The organism is Sporotomaculum syntrophicum (assembly GCF_009932395.1).
GTDB classification, from domain to species: Bacteria; Bacillota; Desulfotomaculia; order Desulfotomaculales; family Desulfallaceae; genus Sporotomaculum; species Sporotomaculum syntrophicum.
On record NZ_LSRS01000007.1, the window covers coordinates 1 to 18,972 of the forward strand.

18 protein-coding genes and 5 tRNA genes are annotated in these 18,972 nt (G+C 44.1%); 3 read left to right on the forward strand and 20 right to left on the reverse strand.

Annotation, left to right across the window (positions count from 1 at the left end):
* The 3 genes from SPSYN_RS13260 to SPSYN_RS13270 all read right to left on the reverse strand — a co-directional run.
* Positions 1 to 636: (Fe-S)-binding protein (locus SPSYN_RS13260; protein WP_161822984.1), on the reverse strand; the 636-nt coding region annotated here is incomplete at its 3' end.
* Positions 637 to 674: 38 nt separating this feature from the next.
* Positions 675 to 1,208 (reverse strand): 4Fe-4S dicluster domain-containing protein, encoded by a 534-nt coding sequence (locus tag SPSYN_RS13265; protein WP_161822985.1) that lies wholly within the window; start codon positions 1,206 to 1,208, stop codon positions 675 to 677.
* 2 nt (positions 1,209 to 1,210) lie between these two features.
* Positions 1,211 to 3,211 carry an aldehyde ferredoxin oxidoreductase N-terminal domain-containing protein gene (locus tag SPSYN_RS13270; protein ID WP_161822986.1) on the reverse strand — a complete coding sequence of 667 codons (2,001 nt, stop codon included), beginning with the start codon at positions 3,209 to 3,211 and terminating at the stop codon, positions 1,211 to 1,213.
* A 368-nt stretch (positions 3,212 to 3,579) separates the two neighbouring features.
* On the opposite strand from SPSYN_RS13270, the gene SPSYN_RS13275 reads away from it, so the two are divergent.
* Together SPSYN_RS13275 and SPSYN_RS13280 are read left to right on the forward strand one after the other, a co-directional pair.
* The gene (locus SPSYN_RS13275; RefSeq protein ID WP_161822987.1) at positions 3,580 to 5,256 is read left to right on the forward strand and encodes a GAF domain-containing sensor histidine kinase; all 1,677 of its coding nucleotides are present in this window, start codon (positions 3,580 to 3,582) and stop codon (positions 5,254 to 5,256) included.
* A 75-nt stretch (positions 5,257 to 5,331) separates the two neighbouring features.
* On the forward strand, positions 5,332 to 6,018 hold the full coding sequence (locus tag SPSYN_RS13280) for a response regulator transcription factor (RefSeq protein ID WP_161822988.1): 687 nt from the start codon (positions 5,332 to 5,334) through the stop codon (positions 6,016 to 6,018).
* Here the strand turns inward: SPSYN_RS13280 and SPSYN_RS13285 are convergent.
* From SPSYN_RS13285 to SPSYN_RS13300, 4 genes are all read right to left on the reverse strand, one after another.
* Entirely contained in the window at positions 6,013 to 7,146 is a 1,134-nt protein-coding gene (locus SPSYN_RS13285) for a Nif3-like dinuclear metal center hexameric protein (RefSeq protein WP_161822989.1), read from the reverse strand. The genes SPSYN_RS13280 and SPSYN_RS13285 overlap by 6 nt on opposite strands.
* Complete coding sequence (locus SPSYN_RS13290; protein ID WP_161822990.1) at positions 7,140 to 7,829, reverse strand: tRNA (adenine(22)-N(1))-methyltransferase; 690 nt, start codon at positions 7,827 to 7,829, stop codon at positions 7,140 to 7,142. Before SPSYN_RS13290 ends, SPSYN_RS13285 begins: the two co-directional genes overlap by 7 nt.
* A 160-nt stretch (positions 7,830 to 7,989) precedes the next feature.
* On the reverse strand, positions 7,990 to 8,448 hold the full coding sequence (locus tag SPSYN_RS13295; RefSeq protein ID WP_243153058.1) for a demethoxyubiquinone hydroxylase family protein: 459 nt from the start codon (positions 8,446 to 8,448) through the stop codon (positions 7,990 to 7,992).
* 109 nt (positions 8,449 to 8,557) lie between these two features.
* Positions 8,558 to 9,427 carry a L,D-transpeptidase gene (locus tag SPSYN_RS13300; RefSeq protein WP_161822991.1) on the reverse strand — a complete coding sequence of 290 codons (870 nt, stop codon included), beginning with the start codon at positions 9,425 to 9,427 and terminating at the stop codon, positions 8,558 to 8,560.
* 219 nt (positions 9,428 to 9,646) lie between these two features.
* Between SPSYN_RS13300 and SPSYN_RS13305 the strand changes: the two genes are divergently transcribed.
* Positions 9,647 to 9,883 (forward strand): YkoF family thiamine/hydroxymethylpyrimidine-binding protein, encoded by a 237-nt coding sequence (locus SPSYN_RS13305; RefSeq protein WP_161822992.1) that lies wholly within the window; start codon positions 9,647 to 9,649, stop codon positions 9,881 to 9,883.
* A 468-nt stretch (positions 9,884 to 10,351) separates the two neighbouring features.
* Here SPSYN_RS13305 and SPSYN_RS13310 read toward each other — a convergent pair whose 3' ends face one another.
* From SPSYN_RS13310 to SPSYN_RS13370, 13 genes are all read right to left on the reverse strand, one after another.
* Complete coding sequence (locus SPSYN_RS13310; RefSeq protein ID WP_161822993.1) at positions 10,352 to 10,807, reverse strand: YhcN/YlaJ family sporulation lipoprotein; 456 nt, start codon at positions 10,805 to 10,807, stop codon at positions 10,352 to 10,354.
* A gap of 60 nt (positions 10,808 to 10,867) precedes the next feature.
* Complete coding sequence (gene spoVAE / locus SPSYN_RS13315; RefSeq protein ID WP_161822994.1) at positions 10,868 to 11,221, reverse strand: stage V sporulation protein AE; 354 nt, start codon at positions 11,219 to 11,221, stop codon at positions 10,868 to 10,870.
* A 15-nt stretch (positions 11,222 to 11,236) separates the two neighbouring features.
* Positions 11,237 to 12,250: a stage V sporulation protein AD gene (spoVAD, locus tag SPSYN_RS13320; protein ID WP_161822995.1), complete on the reverse strand. Its 1,014-nt coding sequence runs from the start codon at positions 12,248 to 12,250 to the stop codon at positions 11,237 to 11,239.
* Between the two features lie 3 nt (positions 12,251 to 12,253).
* Positions 12,254 to 12,733 carry a stage V sporulation protein AC gene (gene spoVAC / locus SPSYN_RS13325; protein ID WP_161822996.1) on the reverse strand — a complete coding sequence of 160 codons (480 nt, stop codon included), beginning with the start codon at positions 12,731 to 12,733 and terminating at the stop codon, positions 12,254 to 12,256.
* Positions 12,734 to 13,317: 584 nt separating this feature from the next.
* Positions 13,318 to 13,393: transfer RNA gene (locus SPSYN_RS13330), tRNA-Val, on the reverse strand.
* A 48-nt stretch (positions 13,394 to 13,441) separates the two neighbouring features.
* Positions 13,442 to 13,517, reverse strand: a tRNA-Val gene (locus SPSYN_RS13335).
* 3 nt (positions 13,518 to 13,520) lie between these two features.
* Positions 13,521 to 13,596, reverse strand: a tRNA-Glu gene (locus SPSYN_RS13340).
* An 18-nt stretch (positions 13,597 to 13,614) separates the two neighbouring features.
* Positions 13,615 to 13,689 (reverse strand) — tRNA-Ile (locus tag SPSYN_RS13345).
* Between the two features lie 8 nt (positions 13,690 to 13,697).
* Positions 13,698 to 13,772: transfer RNA gene (locus SPSYN_RS13350), tRNA-Asn, on the reverse strand.
* 67 nt (positions 13,773 to 13,839) lie between these two features.
* A complete protein-coding gene (gene rpoD / locus SPSYN_RS13355) occupies positions 13,840 to 14,958 on the reverse strand; it encodes an RNA polymerase sigma factor RpoD (protein WP_161822997.1) in 1,119 nt (372 codons plus the stop codon).
* A complete protein-coding gene (dnaG, locus tag SPSYN_RS13360) occupies positions 14,955 to 16,760 on the reverse strand; it encodes a DNA primase (protein ID WP_161822998.1) in 1,806 nt (601 codons plus the stop codon). Before dnaG ends, rpoD begins: the two co-directional genes overlap by 4 nt.
* A gap of 49 nt (positions 16,761 to 16,809) precedes the next feature.
* Positions 16,810 to 17,886 carry a deoxyguanosinetriphosphate triphosphohydrolase gene (locus SPSYN_RS13365; protein WP_161822999.1) on the reverse strand — a complete coding sequence of 359 codons (1,077 nt, stop codon included), beginning with the start codon at positions 17,884 to 17,886 and terminating at the stop codon, positions 16,810 to 16,812.
* A gap of 266 nt (positions 17,887 to 18,152) precedes the next feature.
* Complete coding sequence (locus SPSYN_RS13370; protein WP_161823066.1) at positions 18,153 to 18,767, reverse strand: flavodoxin family protein; 615 nt, start codon at positions 18,765 to 18,767, stop codon at positions 18,153 to 18,155.
* Positions 18,768 to 18,972: the final 205 nt, after the last annotated feature.

Here is an 18,972-nt window from a genome sequence, read left to right on the forward strand (position 1 = left end):
CCAGCTTTTTATGTTGGCTTTGGCCAGTTCTTTAAACATTTCTTCGTTTCCGGTTTTGCGAATGCTTTCTCCGCAGCAGTTCTCTTCTTCGCCCAGGATTCCGTATTCCACGCCTGCTGCGTTGAGGACTTTTGCTGTTGCTACTGCTACTTTCTTTAAACGCGGGTCATAGCACAGGTAGCAGCCGGGGAAATACAGGGCTTCCATGCCTTCTTCGTAGGTCTTTACATTCAAGCCCTTGGACCAGTCGGCACGGTTAGCGCGCGGTTCGCCAAAGGGGTTGCCTTCTGCGCCCAGACCGGCGGTTACGGCGCGCACTGGTTTGATATGTTCGGGGAATACGCCATATCCCGTGGCCATTCGACGCACTGCCATCATGTTTTGTATCTGCTTGACTTCTCTGGGGCATACTTCCTGGCATCTACCGCAGGTGGTGCAGCGCCAGATCTCTTCGTTTTCAATTTCGGTCAAACCAAAGGTGGCTTCGCGGATCAGTTTTCGCATGCTGAATACTCTTACTCTGTTCCAGGGACAGACTGTATCGCATTTCCCGCATTGATAGCAGTATTTAGCCGGATAGCCACCGTACTCTTTTATCTCCTCTATTACTTCTTTGATGGGGGTTTCAGTATCCACATAATCCCCTTCTTTCAACTAATGTTTTTGCTTTCATGTTAGCTCTTCTCCGACATGCGAGCCAAGGTGGCTACCACATTATCTAAGCCATATGAGTCTACTACAGATTTGATGCTCATCTCCATTTCATCAGACGGCACTACATCTTCTTCTTCTACTTCTCTTTCTTCATAAATCAGGGCATCCTCCAAGCACCACTGGACACATAAAGGTTCTTTTTGTGGCGGATCGTCTTCACACATATCGCATTTAAGCGGCAGTTTGGAATCCGGTTCCTTAAACAGATCCCTGGATGGGCATGGTTGTCTGCAAAAGCCGCACTCATCGTATTCCCTGCCGTCCATAATATATACGTTTCTACCCATACATTCAGCCTTAGCAAGCTCACCGGCGAATACAGGCACATAAATATCTCTCATAGGGTCACGCATCATCTGAACACGCGACCTGGCCGGGTTGACGATGCTGTATTTTGGCGTAGCGTGAAAAGCGGCGCAAATCACCTCACATGCCCGGCAGCCGTTGCATTTATTGGCATCAACTTTTATGGTCTTAATGATTCTCTTGCCCACGTCTACACCTCCTTCTCTTTTTGTGCCGCGAGCTCATAGGAAGGTGTCTCTGAATAGATTCCCCTCTTTTCGAAGTCTTCGGCAACATAATCCAAATTCAATTCATGTAAAAGCTCTTTGGTCGGAACACCGTCGTTATTCCAACCCTTATATTTGTAATAGGTATCCAGGAGTTCCTTTTCCAACTCGGGAAATCTCTTATTCCAATGGTCTTCTGGAGGAACCTCGTCTACTCTACGTAAGCCTCTGATGATATTATTAGCCCTGACCAAATTCCGGACTCTTTTGGTGACTTTTACCAGCTCATCTGTATCCATTTCGATACCGCTAGCAGCCGAAATAATCTGCGGGTAGTTGAAAAGGTGATAAGGAGGCTTCAAGGGGAAGGATGACATACCGGCGCACATGCCGACACAGTCATCGACATAGTGCATCCTCTCCTGCCAGTCTACTATTTCAGAACACAGTTCAGGCGTAGGGTAATACGGGCCTGCATATTCCCCTTTAAAACTCCACTTCCGGACAACTTCTTTAATTCTTTCACTTGGGCACTGGAACCAATCGCTGACAAAGGCATCCTTTTCCTCCTGGGTGGCAAAGGGAGCCTGGGGGAAATTACCTTCAATTTGCGTAACCGTCGCCTTCTCATTGCAGCAATAAAGCAGGTAATAGATAGGATCCATGGTACCTAGCTTGAGGGGCAGCTGCTCATGTTTCCTGATATTGTTATGAGCAAATGCATGAGCACCCTTACCAATTCTTTCAGCTGCCCAGTAGGTGCCATCGGCTAAGATATCCCCGATACCTTCCCGCCGCACGATTCTATCCAGCAGCCAGTAAAACTTACCATCATTATCTTCCGGCATGCCAGCGAAATCAGCTTCACTTAAAATACCGGCTTCTAAAAGCTCAAGTCCAAAAGCCATGACCTGCGGGCCTGAATAGCCGTCTATCCCATACTCGGTAGCCTTTTGCGCAATGCTCAGACCAAAGGCCAAGTCCGAATAAGCGGCCATAGTATAGGTAAGTTTCGTAAAGCATTTCATCATGTAGGTTGGCTGACCTGGGGGAGTAAGGGTCGCCCCGCATTTATTGGGACAGTTAAAGCAGCTAATCAGCCGGTTTTGCATGGTGGCCATGGTCTTTTTCCAGTCCTCGGCAATGTCTTTGTTCCAAAAACCCCTTCTGCGGGTACGAGAATTTCCCCAGCTGAAGTTTTCGGTATGCCACTTTTCATCATCGTGCTTCATCTCTTGAGGTGAGCCAAGACCGGCTAAAATGGGCATATAATTTGGTATCGGATTTTCGTTACGCCATATTGTATATCTCTTAACTTCTTCCATTAGTTTCATAAACTCAGCTGGTCTAGCAAGATTAATGTTCTTGGTACCGCGAACAGCAATAGCCTTCACATTTTTACTGCCCATTACGGCACCTAAACCACCCCGGCTGCAGCTGGATCTAGCCTGCTCAATAGAAGCAAAAAAGACCCTGTTTTCACCCGCCAGGCCGATGGCGGCTACCTGCGCTTTAGGCTCATTTAGTTCTGCCTTAATTAATTCCTGAGTTTCAACAGCCCCCTTACCATGTAAATGAGAGGCATCGCGTATTTCCACCTTGTCGTTATTGATCCATATATAAACTAAATTGGGAGCTTTGCCGCGCATAATCACTTTGTCATAACCGGCAAACTTCAATTCCGGGGACCAAAAGCCCCCCATCATTGAATATTGAAATAATTTGGTTTGAGGTGATATGGAAGTAACCATGGTGCGGTTAGCAGAAAGAGCCGGTGTGCCACATAAAAGACCGGCGCTGAAAATTAAAACATTTTCGGGAGCAAAGGCATCAATTTCGGGAGGAACCCTGTCCCACATTATCTTAGCGTTTGTCCCAAGGCCCCCCAAATATAGTTCGGTGTCCCTAGGGTCACTTTCAACTTTCTCAATATTTCCTCGCGTTAAATCAATCTCTAAGTTGTAACCTGCATCTGCGTACCTCATTTTTACCCCCCTTTTTATATATTTTTATTATTTATAAATATATATATATTTAAATAAAATTATAATTAATAAAAAGATTAAATAAAATCACTTAAAAGCATGAAGCCAGGTGAAACTTGGATGAAAAGAGAGTTAACAAGCCAGGTGAAACGTAGATGATGAAAGGATTAACAAGTCAGGTGAGATTAAATGTTAAAAGGATTAGCCTCCGTGATTAATTTGATCGATGATATCAAAGAAGTGCAACATCTTGCCAGGATAATATATTAAGCACAGGTGTTAACCTTAATAGGCTAATCCAAGAGTTTAGCAAAGTTGACAGTTAATATGGGCAGTTGTAAAATTAATAAATGAAAGGGGGTAGATTTGTGCAACCGCGTACTAAACCCTTAACTACCGAGTTAATCGTTGCTTGTCAAGTTAGTCCCTCATTCCAGACTACCAAAAAACTGGAAGAAACTTTAGCAGAGATCATAAAAACTTCGGTTCATTCTTTTGAGTTTCAAAGAGCCGCCCTGGTGCTAGTAAGAAACGGACGCCTTCCTGTATGGTGGTATGCTGAAAATGAATCTAATTCCCCCCAGAATAAAAACGCGTACTGGGCTGATCTTGAGACAAATTTAAATAAATTAGATACAAGTCAAGAAAAACTACTGGAAACATTTAATCCGGTTGCTTATACAACACTTCCGGTGATTTTACAGGCTGGCGATCCTTTGGGTACTATGGAGGTAGGCATTTTTAATACTGACTCCCATACTGCTGATTACATGTTAGCCAAAGCTTTATCCCTGGGCCGGCATATGGCGGATATTATCCAGGAATCAATTTTTGAAACACATAAAGATACTGAATACAGGAAACTGGCCGCATGCCTTGAGGTAATCAGTACCATTAGTTCAACTTTAGATACCCGGCAAATGCTTCATGTAGTTGCCCAGTTAACAGCTGATTTGTTTTTTGCGCGCACATGTATCTACATGCTGGATAAAAGCGAAAAAACCATTCGGCCAATAGCAGCGGTAGGAAGTTATGATATTAACTTAAAGGACAAATTAAAGGTCTTAACTAACTACCCAATTTTCCCCGCTATGGGCGCAGCCATTAAAAATAAACGACCCGTTATTGTGACGCCTCAAAATATAAAAAAATATATTCCTCAAAGAATAATAAAAGACTTCAATTATAGTTGGATGATTATGGCCCCAATTATGAAAAAAGATAAAGCCTTGGGTATTATGCAGGTGGACAGGCCTTATGGCCTAAAGGGATTCGACCACGAAGAAGCAGAAATTATATCAGCTATAGCCCGGGTTACCGCAATTACCATGGAAAATGCCAAATTGATTGATGTGCTTGGCCGTAAAGAATTATTATTACACAAGCTAGTCAATAAAATAATTACAGCCCAAGAAGACGAAAAAAAACGGTTTGCTTTAGACCTGCATGACGGCATAATTCAATCACTAATTGGTATTTGGTACCGCCTGCAGCGTATCACCCGAAGCAGCAACAAAGCCCCGGAAGAATGGTACGAAGAAATTAGTGACCTTACAGCCGTTTTGGGCGAACAAATCGAAGATACCAGGCACATTATTTATGATTTAAGGCCAGTAATACTTGACAATTACGGTTTAGTCCCGGCTATTGAATCATATTCAAAAAAAATACAGGAACAGCATAACTTAATAATCCAATTAGCGCTTGGCAAAGAAAATGTCAGGTTTCCTTCTAAAATAGAGATTACCCTTTATCGCATTTACCAGGAAGTGATCACCAATGTTATTAAACATTCCGGGGCAACAAAGGTTCGAGTAGAATTCTCATTTAATGAAAGTGAAGTTATACTATCTATTATAGATAACGGGTCAGGATTAAGTAATATAACCCAACAGCAGTGCCAAACCGGCAAACATCTTGGTCTGGCTAGTATTAGGGAAAGAACTCTACTGCTCAATGGCACCAGCAAAATCGATTCTAAGCCAGGTAAAGGCACACGAGTGCAAGTGGTAATACCATACGAAAAAAATATGTCGAATTATTAGAATTATTATAAAATAGATTAAAAATAAATGTCCTGTTTCTAAAAAATGTTTCTCTTACCAATAGGAGGTTAAGTAATGCAAATAAGGATTTTAATTGTGGATGATCACGCATTGATTAGAGAAGGACTAATATATATGTTAAGTACCTGCGAAGATATATTTGTGGTAGATGACTGTGGCGACGCTGAGGAAGCTTATAGGTTATCCCTACTCAGCAAACCTGATATTATTTTAATGGATATCAAAATGGACCGGGTCAATGGCATCGAAGCTGCCAGACAAATATTAAATGATCTACCGGAAACCAAGATTGTATTTCTAACTATTTTTGAGGATACGGAATTCGTGAAACAAGCCTTAGAAACTGGAGCTGCCGGTTATGTGTTAAAACACATTACCAAGGATAAATTAATTGATACCATCAAACGGGTATACAGGGGTGAAAGAATTATTGATCCTGCGGTTTTCAAGCAAATTGTCGATGACTATATAAAATTGACAAATCCTTGTGATTTTAACAAGGAAAAGGCTGACGCAACTGTTCAAGATATCGAGCTGACGCCGCGGGAACAGGAAATACTATATCTACTAGTTAAAGGTATGACTAATAAGGAAATATCAGTAGCAACCCACCTGGCAATAGACACAGTAAAAACACACTTGAGGAATATTTTTAGAAAACTAGGCGTAAAAAATCGGTCACAGGCAACAACTATAGGCATGCAAATATTAAAGGTAAATTCAAGATATAAAGCGTTATAAGCCTACCCAAGGTTCTGTTTCACAAAGGGTTAGGGCTACATCCACCGCTAGCCCAGCTTGTTCCAGCATCATAGCTAATTGCTCGCGCAGTACAGGTAGTGCCACCCGCTCGGTGGCAAAGTGACCGGCATCGACAAAGCTTACACCCGCCGCCAGCATGTCCCGAGCAGCATGATAACGTACGTCTCCGGTAACCAGCACATCAGCGCCCTTTTGCTTAGCATGAGTCCACAGATCACCTCCGGACCCTCCGCAGACAGCTACCCACTGCACCAAACCATCTTGGTTACCGCCAAAACGCAGGCAGTTCCCCTTCAGTACTTGTTGAACTTTACCGGCAAGTTCAGCCAGCGTCAACGCCTGGGGTAGTCGACCAATCCTCCCCAACCCCCGGGCGACTCCCTTGTTTAGTAAAGGGTATAGGTCATAAGCCACTTCCTCATAAGGATGAGCCGCCATCATGGCTCGCAGTACATCAACGGTTTCCTCTTCTTTGATAATTGTTTCTATACGAACCTCCTCAACCTGCTCCAGACGACCAGTAACACCGATAAACGGATTAGTACCCTCTTGAGGGCAAAAGGTACCCATACCCATAAGGTTATAGGTACAGTGACTGTAATTGCCAATGTAGCCCGCACCTGCTCTGCCCAAAGCATCACGCACCGCACCGGCATGGGATACCGGCACAAACACCACCAGCTTTAACAACTGCTGGTACTGTACCGGCTTCAGCACTTCGGTTTGCGTCAGACCTAATTCACGAGCCAGCACATCATTTACACCTCCATCCGCACTGTCCAGGTTGGTATGGGCGGCATAAACACCTATGCCGGACTGGATGAGCCGAAAGAACAGGCTTCCCACCGGGTTATCAAGGCGCACCGATTTTAGACCCTTAAGCAGCAGAGGATGATGGCAAATGATTAACTGTGCACCGCGTTTCTCTGCCTCATTAACCACATCCGGGGTCACATCCAATGCCAGCAGCACTTTTTGCACCTGCGCTTCTGGATCACCTACCTGCCAGCCGATGTTGTCCCATGCTTCCGCCAATCCCGGCGGAGCAAGCCGCTCCATTATTTGCACTACATCCTTCGCCAGCGTTACCTTTACTTGGTCTACCACCTGTTCAGCACCTCCTCGATTTCCATAGCCTCTTGTCTTAATAAAAGAACCCTATTGCGTGCTGCCGCACTTTCAGCACGGGTTATTTCTGTTATTATTGCTTTAATTTTCATTATCCTTCTAGTAAGAAACTCCTTCAAAACGACATCCTTTTTTTCCAGCAAACGCGGCCCAACTTCCAGGGCAAAGCGGTCTTTGTTCGTTTCCCGTCCCCGTTCAGCTACAATTATTACATAATAGTGCCTGTCTTCAACAACCATTTCTTCATCCGCCAACCGCCAACCGTTATCCAACAGCCAACGGCGCACCATATAAATATCATTCATCGGTTGGATAACCAAACGCCGCATCTGCTGTAAAACAGCCCTACCCTGTTCCAAAATAGTACAAACAGTTTTGCCTCCCATACCGGCCACCACCAACACACTGACTTCACCGGGCTTTAATATGTTAAGACCGTCCCCTAGACGCAAGTCAATACTCTTGTTTAGCCCGCTGGACTGTACGTTAAGCCGGGCTGCTTCGTATGGCTTTCGGTTAATATCACCGGCCACTATCCATGGAGATATGCCCTGTTGAATGAGATAAATAGGTAAATACGCATGGTCCGTGCCAATATCCGCCACTGTCTCACCTGCGGGAACATGCCTGGCTAGCGCTGCTAATCGTCTTGATAATTCCATTACTGTCAGTAATCCTCCTGTCAAGCAATAACCAAAAACATGGTTATTGCTTCTCTTGAGCAATTATCTACTCTCTTTAATTATAACCAATTAAAACGTTAAATTTTAGTCACCTTAATAACATATAATAACCCATAAGTAAAACTATACAAGCCTATTATCAATGTTCAAACTCCTTTAATTTGTTGGCAAACCAGGCTGTATGCAAGTCTTCATCAATTAGGTTGTCCCATAACACATCGAAAAGATGACGATCATTTCCTACATGTAGTATCATATCTTTATAATCCTGCATAGCTTTTTCCTCCAGGGTGATATCCATTTTAAAGACCACCTTTGGCCCAAACAAACCACATAGAGTTCCGGCAGTTTTACCAAGCAAAGGTGAAATGATATCCCCTAAGAAGGTGGGCATGTACCCCCGTTTTTTGATCTCTTCGGCTAAGTTGTCTACGTGCTGCTGTTCAATGGCTGCGACTCTTGCCAAGGTTTTAGCCAAGTAAATGTCCTCTAATGCATGGGCTTGGGCTGTGTATAGATCTACCTGGTTCAACTCAAGACTATAAAACCAGTTTAATTTAGCTAATTTTGTCTTCTCATCCATTAACTGTTCGGTCATGTAACAAAATTATGACCATATTTACACCCCTTTCATTTTATTTTGTTACCTAAATAAACAAGAGCAAACCACTGCATAGTAAGCAAATTTGACTTTGTTCATTAGATACTTACCAGTGCCTGATCTCAACGGGAGTATTTACCTCAACTAATTTAAAAAGCTCTGCAATCTGCCTGTTGTCCATCCTGATACACCCGCCCGAAGCATATTTACCAATAGAATCCGGCTCATTTGTACCATGAATGCCATACTTCCTACCTACCGGTGCTCTTGCATCTTTTTCAGCTCGGTTGTCTTTTTCAAAAGGTACAGCCAACCCCAGCCACCGAACACCCAGTTGCGGCTTCAACTCCTGACCGTGGTTCTCAATTTTATTGGCTATCTTAAAAACCCCCTCGGGTGTAAACAAAGGATTTTCCCCGGTGGCTACAGGATAACTTTTGTACAGTTCACCTTCTTTATACAAATACAGGGTGTTGTTTTTTTTATTTATAATAATTTTATCTGAACCAGTGCGGGGGTTGGGATAGGTTGATATCACTTTAAACTCTGGCTTAATTCCAATGATTGTTATTTCATCGTAACAAACCAGCTTTATACCTTCTGCAATTGTATCACCCACCAGCGGAGGTTTATTAGCAGACTTACCAATAATATTGTGCACTGTGCCGCCGCGATAAACTCTTATTCTTTGCCCTGTTTGCTTGTTTACAATATCTGCCATCTGTTCATTGCGGTAAACCGCTACTTGGTCGTTCTCAAATATGACATAGCCTTGTTTTGTATTTGTAGGAGCAGGAGCAATCTTTTGTTTATCTTTAACTGTGTGAATTGAGTATGGAATGGGAAGCTTATTTTGCGGGATTGGTTTATGATGAACCTCTTGTTTAATATTTAAGTGATCGAATAATCCGATTGTCATGATAATTAACAACACTATCAGGTATTTTGCACCTCTTAAATTTAAGAACTTCTGCATTTGCCCTCTCCTGATTTTTGTTATCGACTATCCTTTATATATTCTTTATAAAATATATAATTTAAACCAAATACCTTAATAAAAGTCCAAGCCTAGTTCACTTTAGTATGGTAGGCGGGATAATTTTTTATAATACTACCAGAACAAATAATTTTTGGTGCTTCTGGGTATAGCTTTAAACATGGTGTTTGAAAAATATTCTAATCGGAGGGGATACCAATGTTAACAGCTGAAGTATCACTGTATCCACAAAAAACAACCAGCGCGAGCCAAATTATCAACAATTCTATTGATACGTTAAGACAATATGATTTGCAAACTCAAGTAGGTTCCATGTCCACCCGTCTACAGGGTACAGACCAGGAAGTGTGGGCTGGTTTGCAATCATTATTTTATAAGGCTAGTAACCAAAGCGAAGTTAATATGGTAGTAACCATATCCAACTCCGCATTTTAAACCATTTGCAGACATTACAACAGTTCAGCTTGAGCAAAGCCCCAAATATTACTGTTTTCAAGACACTACTTTAAAGTTAATTGGCATAATCCTGTTTGATATCTGGCCTATATGTAAAAAAAAATAAAGAATTACCCCGCATCACCTTAGCATAACGCACACGCTGGCTACAAAGATCCTCATTAATTTCGATATACTGTTTAAACCGGTATTCGACTGCTAAGCAAATGATTCTGTTAGTTTGTTTTGACTGAAATTGTTAGTATTTTGGCATAATATATAGTGTGATTAATCCTTTCTCCTTACGCCCCATAGCGGGCGCTTTTCTTTTCCCCTAAGCTTAGCTGAGTTAGATAACATGATAACATGTCCATTCGTTCAATTATCATCGTGATAACAATAAGGGGTATTCAACAGTATTGATAAAATAAATCGACTGGGCTCTTCCGCGCCTGCCGCGGGAACATATCAACCATTCATATCTTCGATAATAACATTGTAGCTATCTTTAATCTGTGCAGGAATACTATATTGCTGTGCATTCTTTATCTGCTCCTTCAGCATTTGCAACTGTGCAAAAAGCTTCTTGTCGGTGGTCACGTGCACATCATACCCGGGAGCAGTTCTCTCAACTTGATTATATAAATTTTGTCTAATGGCTTTTAAATGCAAGCGGTCAAAGCCGGTAACTTTAACGGCCACAGCTATTTGATCATTCATTACCAGAGCTGTACTATCTTTTACACCCTGGATATCTCCGGCAACTTCTTCCACTTGCTCCGACAGCTCAGCATGAATATAAGGCGGTCCACTAACCTGGCCCATCTGCGCCAGCGGTTTTCTTTGCGGTAGTTCCACCACTGCACAACCGGCCATAATACAGACAATTAAACACAAGATAACAACTTTTAATATTTTATTCATACTTGTCACCCCATTTCAACCAATCTTGCACGAACAACCAATATTACCAATATAGTTAGTTCAACCCTTAGGCCTCACCAGTAAAGACGCCATAAAACCAAAAATTATTGCTGCCGATATACCCGCGCTAGTTACCTCGAAAATACCTGTAATAATGCCCACCAAGCCGGTCTGTTCAGCTTCAGCCAACGCCCCGCGCACCAGGGAATTACCAAAACTTGTAATGGGAATAGTTGCTCCGGCTCCGGCAAAATCAATCAGCGGGTCATATAGCCCCAAACCGGCTAAAACGGCGCCCGCCACTACCATACTGCTAATGGTATGAGCAGGGGTAAGTTTTCCAACATCCATAAGCAGCTGTCCGACTACACAAATTAGCCCACCAACCACAAAAGCCCAAAAATAAGTTTCCATAGTAAAGTCACCCCTTTATTGGCTCGATTCAATGGAAACAGCATGTGCAATACACGGAATGCTTTCCTTTTGCTGATATGACAACGGTGATAATAGGGCACCGGTGGCTACAACTAATATTTTGCGTAGTTCCCCTTTTTTCATCCTGTTCAGTAAATGACCATAAGTGACCGCAGCTGAGCAGCCACAGCCACTGCCTCCGGATAGAACTTCCGCCTGCTGGTCCGGCCCGTAAATCATCATCCCGCAATCTTTAAATATTTCGGCTGGTATATCCAGGTTGTGTTTCTTAAATAAATCAGCGGCAATTTCATAACCCACCCGTCCTAAATCACCTGTGACAATTAGATCGTATTCCCGGGGATCTATGTCCAAATCCCGGAAATGAGCGGTAATAGTATCCACTGCGGCCGGGGCCATCGCGCCACCCATATTATAGGGGTCAGTTATCCCCATGTCGACTATTTTACCTATGGTGGCACTGGTAACTTTAGGACCTTCCCCTTCAGCTGCCAGCAGAGCTACCCCGGCGGCAGTGACCGTCCACTGGGCGGTGGGAGGTTTCTGGGAGCCATATTCAGTAGGATAGCGAAATTGTTTTTCTACTGCTCCATTATGACTGACGGTACCACAAAGTACATAATTAGCCGCCCTGCTGTTTACGATAAGGGCTGCTAGGGACAGGCTCTCCATTGAACTTGAACAAGCCCCATAAAGTCCCAAAAAGGGTGTAGCCAGTGTCCTGGCAGCAAAACTACTGGAAATTATTTGGTTTAACAAATCTCCGGCCAAAAAAAATTGCACATCCTGCTTTTGCAGTCCGCCCTTTTGAATAGCTTTTGCACAAGCGTCTTCCAGCAATTTTTTTTGTGCTTTTTCAAAACTATCCTGCTCAAGCCACAAGTCGCCGTGTAAAAGGTCGAAATCATCGGCTAGCGGTCCCAGCGCCTCAAAGGGGCCCCCAACAACAGCGGTGGCAACAATAGTAGGCTGGTTATTAAATAACCAGGTTTGGTGGCCATGCAACATATTTTAGCTTCCCTCCAACATTGCTAAGATTGTTTTAATCAAAGCAACCACAAAAGCAGCAAATACCCCAAATACAATAACTGAACCGGCCAGTTTAAACATATTCCCCCCTACCCCCAGCACCAACCCCTCGCTGCGGTGTTCGATGGCCGCCGAAGCTATGGAATTGGCAAACCCCGTTACAGGCACCGCCGTCCCGGCCCCGGCCCATTGGGCGATGTGGTCATAGATACCTACTGAAGTTAGTATTACCGATATTAGAATCATCACCGCTGCCGTGGGATTACCCACTGTTTTTTCCGTAAAATCAAAGTTCCACAGGAAAAAATCCGAGATACCCTGGGCAACTATACAGATAACACCACCCACTATAAATGCCCGAAGAATATTTTTTGTCACCGGACGTCCGGGTTCCCTGGCCTTGGCAAAAGATTGATATTCCTGCTGCAAGGCAGTTAGTTTCTTTTTTTGTTTATCAGACAAAGTAATCCCTCCTGTCTACATGACTACCTCCTCAGTAACAGTTCCTTCAATGTGTGCACAATTTTACTGAAATAAGCTAAGACTGAGGGGGATTGTTCTAATGTCATGTCTACGGTGTAGCTCTAGTGCCCAAAGTAAGGGGTTTTTATCTGACTACTTGCGAGCATGAGCGTCAACGTACTACTACCAAGTTATTTTGCTTATATAGAACGTTTTATATACTTAGGAAATCGGTTGGAAAAACCGAGTACCTTTATACGCATTCTTAACATCCCCAGTTCCTACAAAAAATTGAGCTACATTACAGACAAAATTATAAACAACCTTTTCACTGAGCTGCCTTATAATTATGAAATTGAATAAAATATTCAGTTAACAATTAAAGCAGATGAACTATCTGTAAAAACGCCTTGATGAATAGTTTGAGTTTTTAGAAATATACACTGGGTACCTGATAACTTAGCGTAATCCCGCCATAAAAAGAAGGAATAACTGGAAAATTGCGTTCTGTGAATTCGGATACTAATAAACCAAAGAAAAGAAGGCAACAACCAAAAATAATTTTGGTGTTGCCTTCTTTTCTTTGGTGGGAACAACAGGACTTGAACCTGTGACATCCTGCTTGTAAGGCAGGCGCTCTCCCAGCTGAGCTATGCTCCCCTATTATCAGATTAAACGCCGGAGCTATACTCCGGCGAGTACTGTATATGGTGGGCGATGACGGACTTGAACCGCCGACATCCTGCTTGTAAGGCAGGCGCTCTCCCAACTGAGCTAATCGCCCTTGTGGTGACCCCACCGGGATTCGAACCCGGGTTACCGCCGTGAAAGGGCGGTGTCTTAGGCCTCTTGACCATGGGGCCAAATTAACCGCCTACTACTGGTGGGCCCACTAGGATTCGAACCTAGAACCAGCCGGTTATGAGCCGGATGCTCTACCGTTGAGCTATGGGCCCGTAGGGATTGGCTCCCCGAGCTGGATTCGAACCAGCAACCCTCCGGTTAACAGCCGGATGCTCTACCGTTGAGCTATCGAGGAACGCTACAGCAGTAATTATACATTAATCCTACCCCTCGGTCAATAGAATATATCAAGTAAAATTTAGCTAATCTAAGTAGTCCTTAAGCTTTTTACTGCGACTGGGATGGCGTAGTTTTCTTAACGTTTTAGCTTCAATTTGCCTGATCCGCTCCCGGGTAACACCAAACTTCTGACCTACTTCTTCAAGAGTTCGCGCCCGGCCATCATCCAGCCCAAAACGCAGGCGTAACACCTTTTGCTCCCGGTCGGTAAGTGTGGTAAGTACATCATCCAACTGCTCCCGGAGTAAGGTAAAGGAAGCTTCCTCAGCAGGAGCCCGGGCATCATGGTCTTCAATGAAATCACCCAGGTGGGAATCCTCTTCCTCACCAATAGGAGTTTCCAGTGACACAGGTTCCTGGGCAATCTTTAATATTTCACGCACCTTATCCTCGGAAATACCCATTTCTTTAGCAATCTCTTCGGGTAACGGCTCGCGTCCCAATTCTTGCAGCAGTTGCCTGCTCACCCGGATTAATTTGTTGATGGTTTCCACCATGTGCACCGGAATACGAATCGTTCGAGCTTGATCTGCAATAGCCCTGGTAATTGCCTGCCTGATCCACCAGGTTGCATATGTGCTGAATTTAAATCCCTTGCGAAAATCAAACTTTTCCACAGCCTTAATCAGCCCAAGATTACCTTCTTGAATCAAATCTAAAAATAACATACCACGACCTACATAACGTTTGGCAATACTGACCACCAAGCGCAAATTGGCTTCGGCCAAAAGACGTTTAGCTTCTTCGTCACCCTGTTCCATACGCTTGGCCAGTTCAACTTCCCTTTCAGGTGTCAGCAAAGGCACGCGACCGATTTCCTTAAGGTACATACGTACGGGATCATCTATACCAACGCCTTCGGGGATAGTCAAATCAACTTCTACATCTTCACCGGAGTCGTTATCCTCTTCTTCAACGGAAGAAACGTTAATGGTATCTATGTCATTAACATCAGGAACCACTTCAATACCTAAAGCGGACAATTTCTCGTATACATCATCAATTTGCTCGGGGGTAAGCTCTATGCCTTGTAAACTATCCATAACCTCTTGGTATGTCAATGCTCCCCTTTTTTTGCCTTTCTCGATTAAGTCCTTAATGTCTTTGGTGATTTGTGTTTTTCTGGAGCTTTCCCTACTCATTGCAGCATTTCCCCTCCCTTCAGGGTTTGATCAGTAAAACCAATTTCGCGCAAAATGCGTATTATTTCCTCATCATCCCCGGCTTTTTCTGCGATAGCCAGCGCATCCTGCAATTGCCGACGCTTTTCCTGCAATTGCCGTCTTTTGATAGCATCAATATACGCATGCACCATCACGTCCGGGTTTTCACCGGGTATTGGTTCCATTAACATAGCGCTCAACTTTTTCTGATACTCCTCTTCCAGGTAATCAAGCACAGCAGATAAAGCATACGAATAAGACCGCTTATATAAGGCCAATATCTTAGTGTAAATTTCACGGCAAAACTCATCCTGAAAAAAATTGCCCGGTAATGCACTGGCAACTGTATCTATTAATTTTTTATCTTCCAGGATTAACCGCATCAATCCATATTCGGCTTTTTTGCCAAAATCGGCGTTGATTATTTTATTATTAATATTATGCTTAATTTTAGCAATTTTATCCGGTGTGGTTGTATTTTTTCGGTTATTATTGGTAAATCTTTGGAGCTGTTCCGCCACTACATGGTAACTGGTAAATAATCTAGCAGCCACCATACGAATGGCTTCGTTCTTTTCCAGTTCACCGGACATCGTGGCCAGGGCGGGTAGTACTTCTTCCAATACTGCATCCCTGAACAAGGGTCCGTTTTGATATTTAGCCAGGGCTCTCTGTATCTTAAACTCTACCAATGGTGTGGCGTTTTCCACCTGCTGCCTCCACTGGTCCAATCCCCGGGCTCGTAAAAATTCATCCGGGTCTTTGCCCTCGGGAAGAGAAAGCACTCTTACCCGAAAGCCCAGCTCCTGTAATATATCCAGTCCCCGCTCTGCAGCCGCCACTCCTGCAGCGTCGGCATCGTAAGCAATAATAACCTCCCTGGTGTAGTTCATTAGTAATTGCCCGTGCTCCCTGGACATACTAGTTCCCAGTGAGGCCACTGTATTGGTCATGCCAAATTGGTGGGCAGCTATGGTATCCATATAGCCTTCGGTAATTATAACGTAGCCCATATCTCGAATGGCTTGTCTAGCTCGGTTAAGACCATACAAAATTTTACCTTTACTAAAAAAATCCGTTTCTGCAGTGTTTAAATATTTGGGCAATCCCTCACCCAACACCCGCCCGCCAAAACCGACTACCCTCCCCCGGGCATCTGTTATGGGAAACATTAAGCGTGACCGAAATCGGTCATATGCTCTGTGATCCCCGCTAACGGCCAATCCTACTTTCAACAGATCAGACACGCTGATGCCTTTGCTCCGCATGAACTTAATTAAGGTGTCCCATGCTGCAGGTGCGTAACCGAGGCCAAAATCCTTAATAATATCCGCAGTAATGCCACGGCTAGCGATGTAATCCCTGGCCATGGCCGCCTCTGAGTATTGCAGCAGTACGTTTTGATAAAAATCTCTGGCCAGAGCGTTTATTTGCCACGCTTTTTCCTCCCGGCGCAAACGCTCCCGTACCTGAGGGCTGTAACGATCTGGAACGTCTACCCCGACCTTTTCTCCCAGCATTTTTACCGCTTCGGGGAAAGATAAATTGTGCTGCAACATGATGAATTTAAAAACATTGCCACCTGCATTACAGCCAAAACAATGGAAAACTTGTTTGTCGGGCGTAACTGTAAACGATGGATCAGATTCCCGGTGGAACGGACAAAAGCCCAGGTAATTGCGGCCTTTTTTCCTAAGCGTTACATAATCAGAAATTATCTGTACAATATCGGTACGCAGCCGAATATTCTCAATAATCTCTTCAGGAATAAGCCCACCCATTATTACACCTTCTAATCACGACACTCAGCAACATATGGTCGTGTAACATTTATTCGCTATCACCATAAATTTTCCTTCCGGACTCGACATTTTTTTTGTTTGCCCCTAGACCGAGTGCAGTAATACTACTGTCGGGAATAGCAAAGGAGCGAGGAATAAACAGTTGTTTAAACTGGGCAATAGCATAGCGGTCAGTCATACCCGCTATGTAGTCGCATACCGCCCGTTCCACGCCCACGGTCTGACCTCTGAATTCGGCAGGCAGGTCTTGTGGAAACTTGACACAATGGACAAATAGATGCTGCAATATATGCCGAGCTTTAGTCTCTTCTGCTTGGGCTTCTGCATAGATGTAGACATGTTCAAATAGAAATTGCCTCAGTTTATCTGTAGCCTGCTGTACTTGACTACTCATAGAGATTTGGTGTTTATTCCAACTGGTTACAATTAAATCCTTTACCATTGTATTTATGCGATTGCGGTGTTCCCGTCCTAATACATCCAGGCAAAAAGACGGTAAATCCGCAACCTGTAAAATTCCACCCCGGATGGCATCGTCAATATCATGATTTATATAAGCCACCCGGTCGGCTATTCTTACCACCTGGCCTTCCAGAGTAGACGGGAGCCCCGAACCGGTGTGATTTAAAATGCCGTCACACACTTCCCAGGTTAGATTCAGCCCCGTACCACTCTCCAAGTCTTCCACCACTCGTAAGCTTTGCTGGTTATGTTTGAAGCCACCAGGCATAATGTCATTAAGGGCGCTTTCGCCGGCGTGACCAAAAGGTGTATGCCCCAGGTCATGCCCCAGAGCTATCGCCTCGGTGAGATCCTCGTTTAAACACAGCGCCCGTGCTACCGTACGGGCAATTTGGGCAACCTCCAAAGTATGGGTGAGCCTGGTACGGTAATGATCACCTTCAGGGCTAATAAAAACTTGGGTTTTGTGTTTGAGGCGGCGGAATGCTTTGGAATGGATGATTCTGTCCCGGTCGCGCTGGTATTCTGTTCTGATCTGACAAGGCTCTTCGGGAATACGACGGCCAACTGAGCGATTGCTACGCGCGGCAAAGGGAGATAAATTATTTTCTTCCATTGCTTCGGTATACTGACGAATTTCCACCCGTTCCCCATCCCCTGAATAGTTATATCACCCAGATAATAGCATTTACAAAAAGGCTATCATTATAAACAAGTTAACATTTTATCAAAATCATAGCTCCGCTCCTCTATCAGAAGATAGTTCTCCACTTTAGACAGGTTTCCTGCTCCAAGCCTAACCTCAATGTTTACTTTCTTAAAGTCTGAAATAAGTAGAAGTATAGTGAAAAAAATAAGTCACCCCCGTCAGTCTATTGAACGACCAGCGGGGGTTGGCTAATGATACTTTTATTTCCCCTGGGTTCGGTGGGTACGCAGGCTAGCAGTAGCCCGCGCCACTTCCAGCACTCGTCGCGCCAAAATTCGCGTGCGCTTCAGCCCATCCGGGTCATCCTTAACATATCGCTGGGCGCAGGCACCCAGATGTCCGGCATCTTCATCAATAAACCCATCCCCCACCACGGTCATACCTTGACAAAACATCATATCCTGCAGCGCCCGCAGAGTGGTTTCCTGGCCACCAAAACGCCCCGCGGCCACCGACAATGCACCACCTACCACATTTAACAGTGCTTTATCTTTACGCAGATAACGGGTTTTATCCCAAAAAGCTTTAAGCTGAGCTGATACAGTACAGAAATATACCGGACTTCCAATAATAATACCATCACAGCGACTCAGCAATTTGTAGGCTTCTTCAAGCGGTGTCCCGCGGAAACATTTTCCTTCGCAGGGATTAGAGCACACAATGCAATAGGGTACCCTTGCCTTAGAAAGCAATTCGGAAACTTGTATAAAATACCCCTCGCCACCGGCAGCTGTTACTTCATCCAATGCGGCACGAAGCATCAGTGCTGTATTACCTTCAGCATTTGGACTGCCATTTATAGCAACAATAAGCACGGGATCCCTTCTTTCGATCAATTTTTTATTCTCGACTCCGGCAGGGTCCAACTTAACACTTAAGTGTTTTGCATAATCCATAAGCCAATAGAATCAAGGGTTTCAAGGCCACAAAAAAGGACTTCACCCCTTGTTTTGCCGAATATTACAAGTAGCACCTAATAACAAACGACAAAAACCAGAGGTGAAGTTACTTGTATATTCA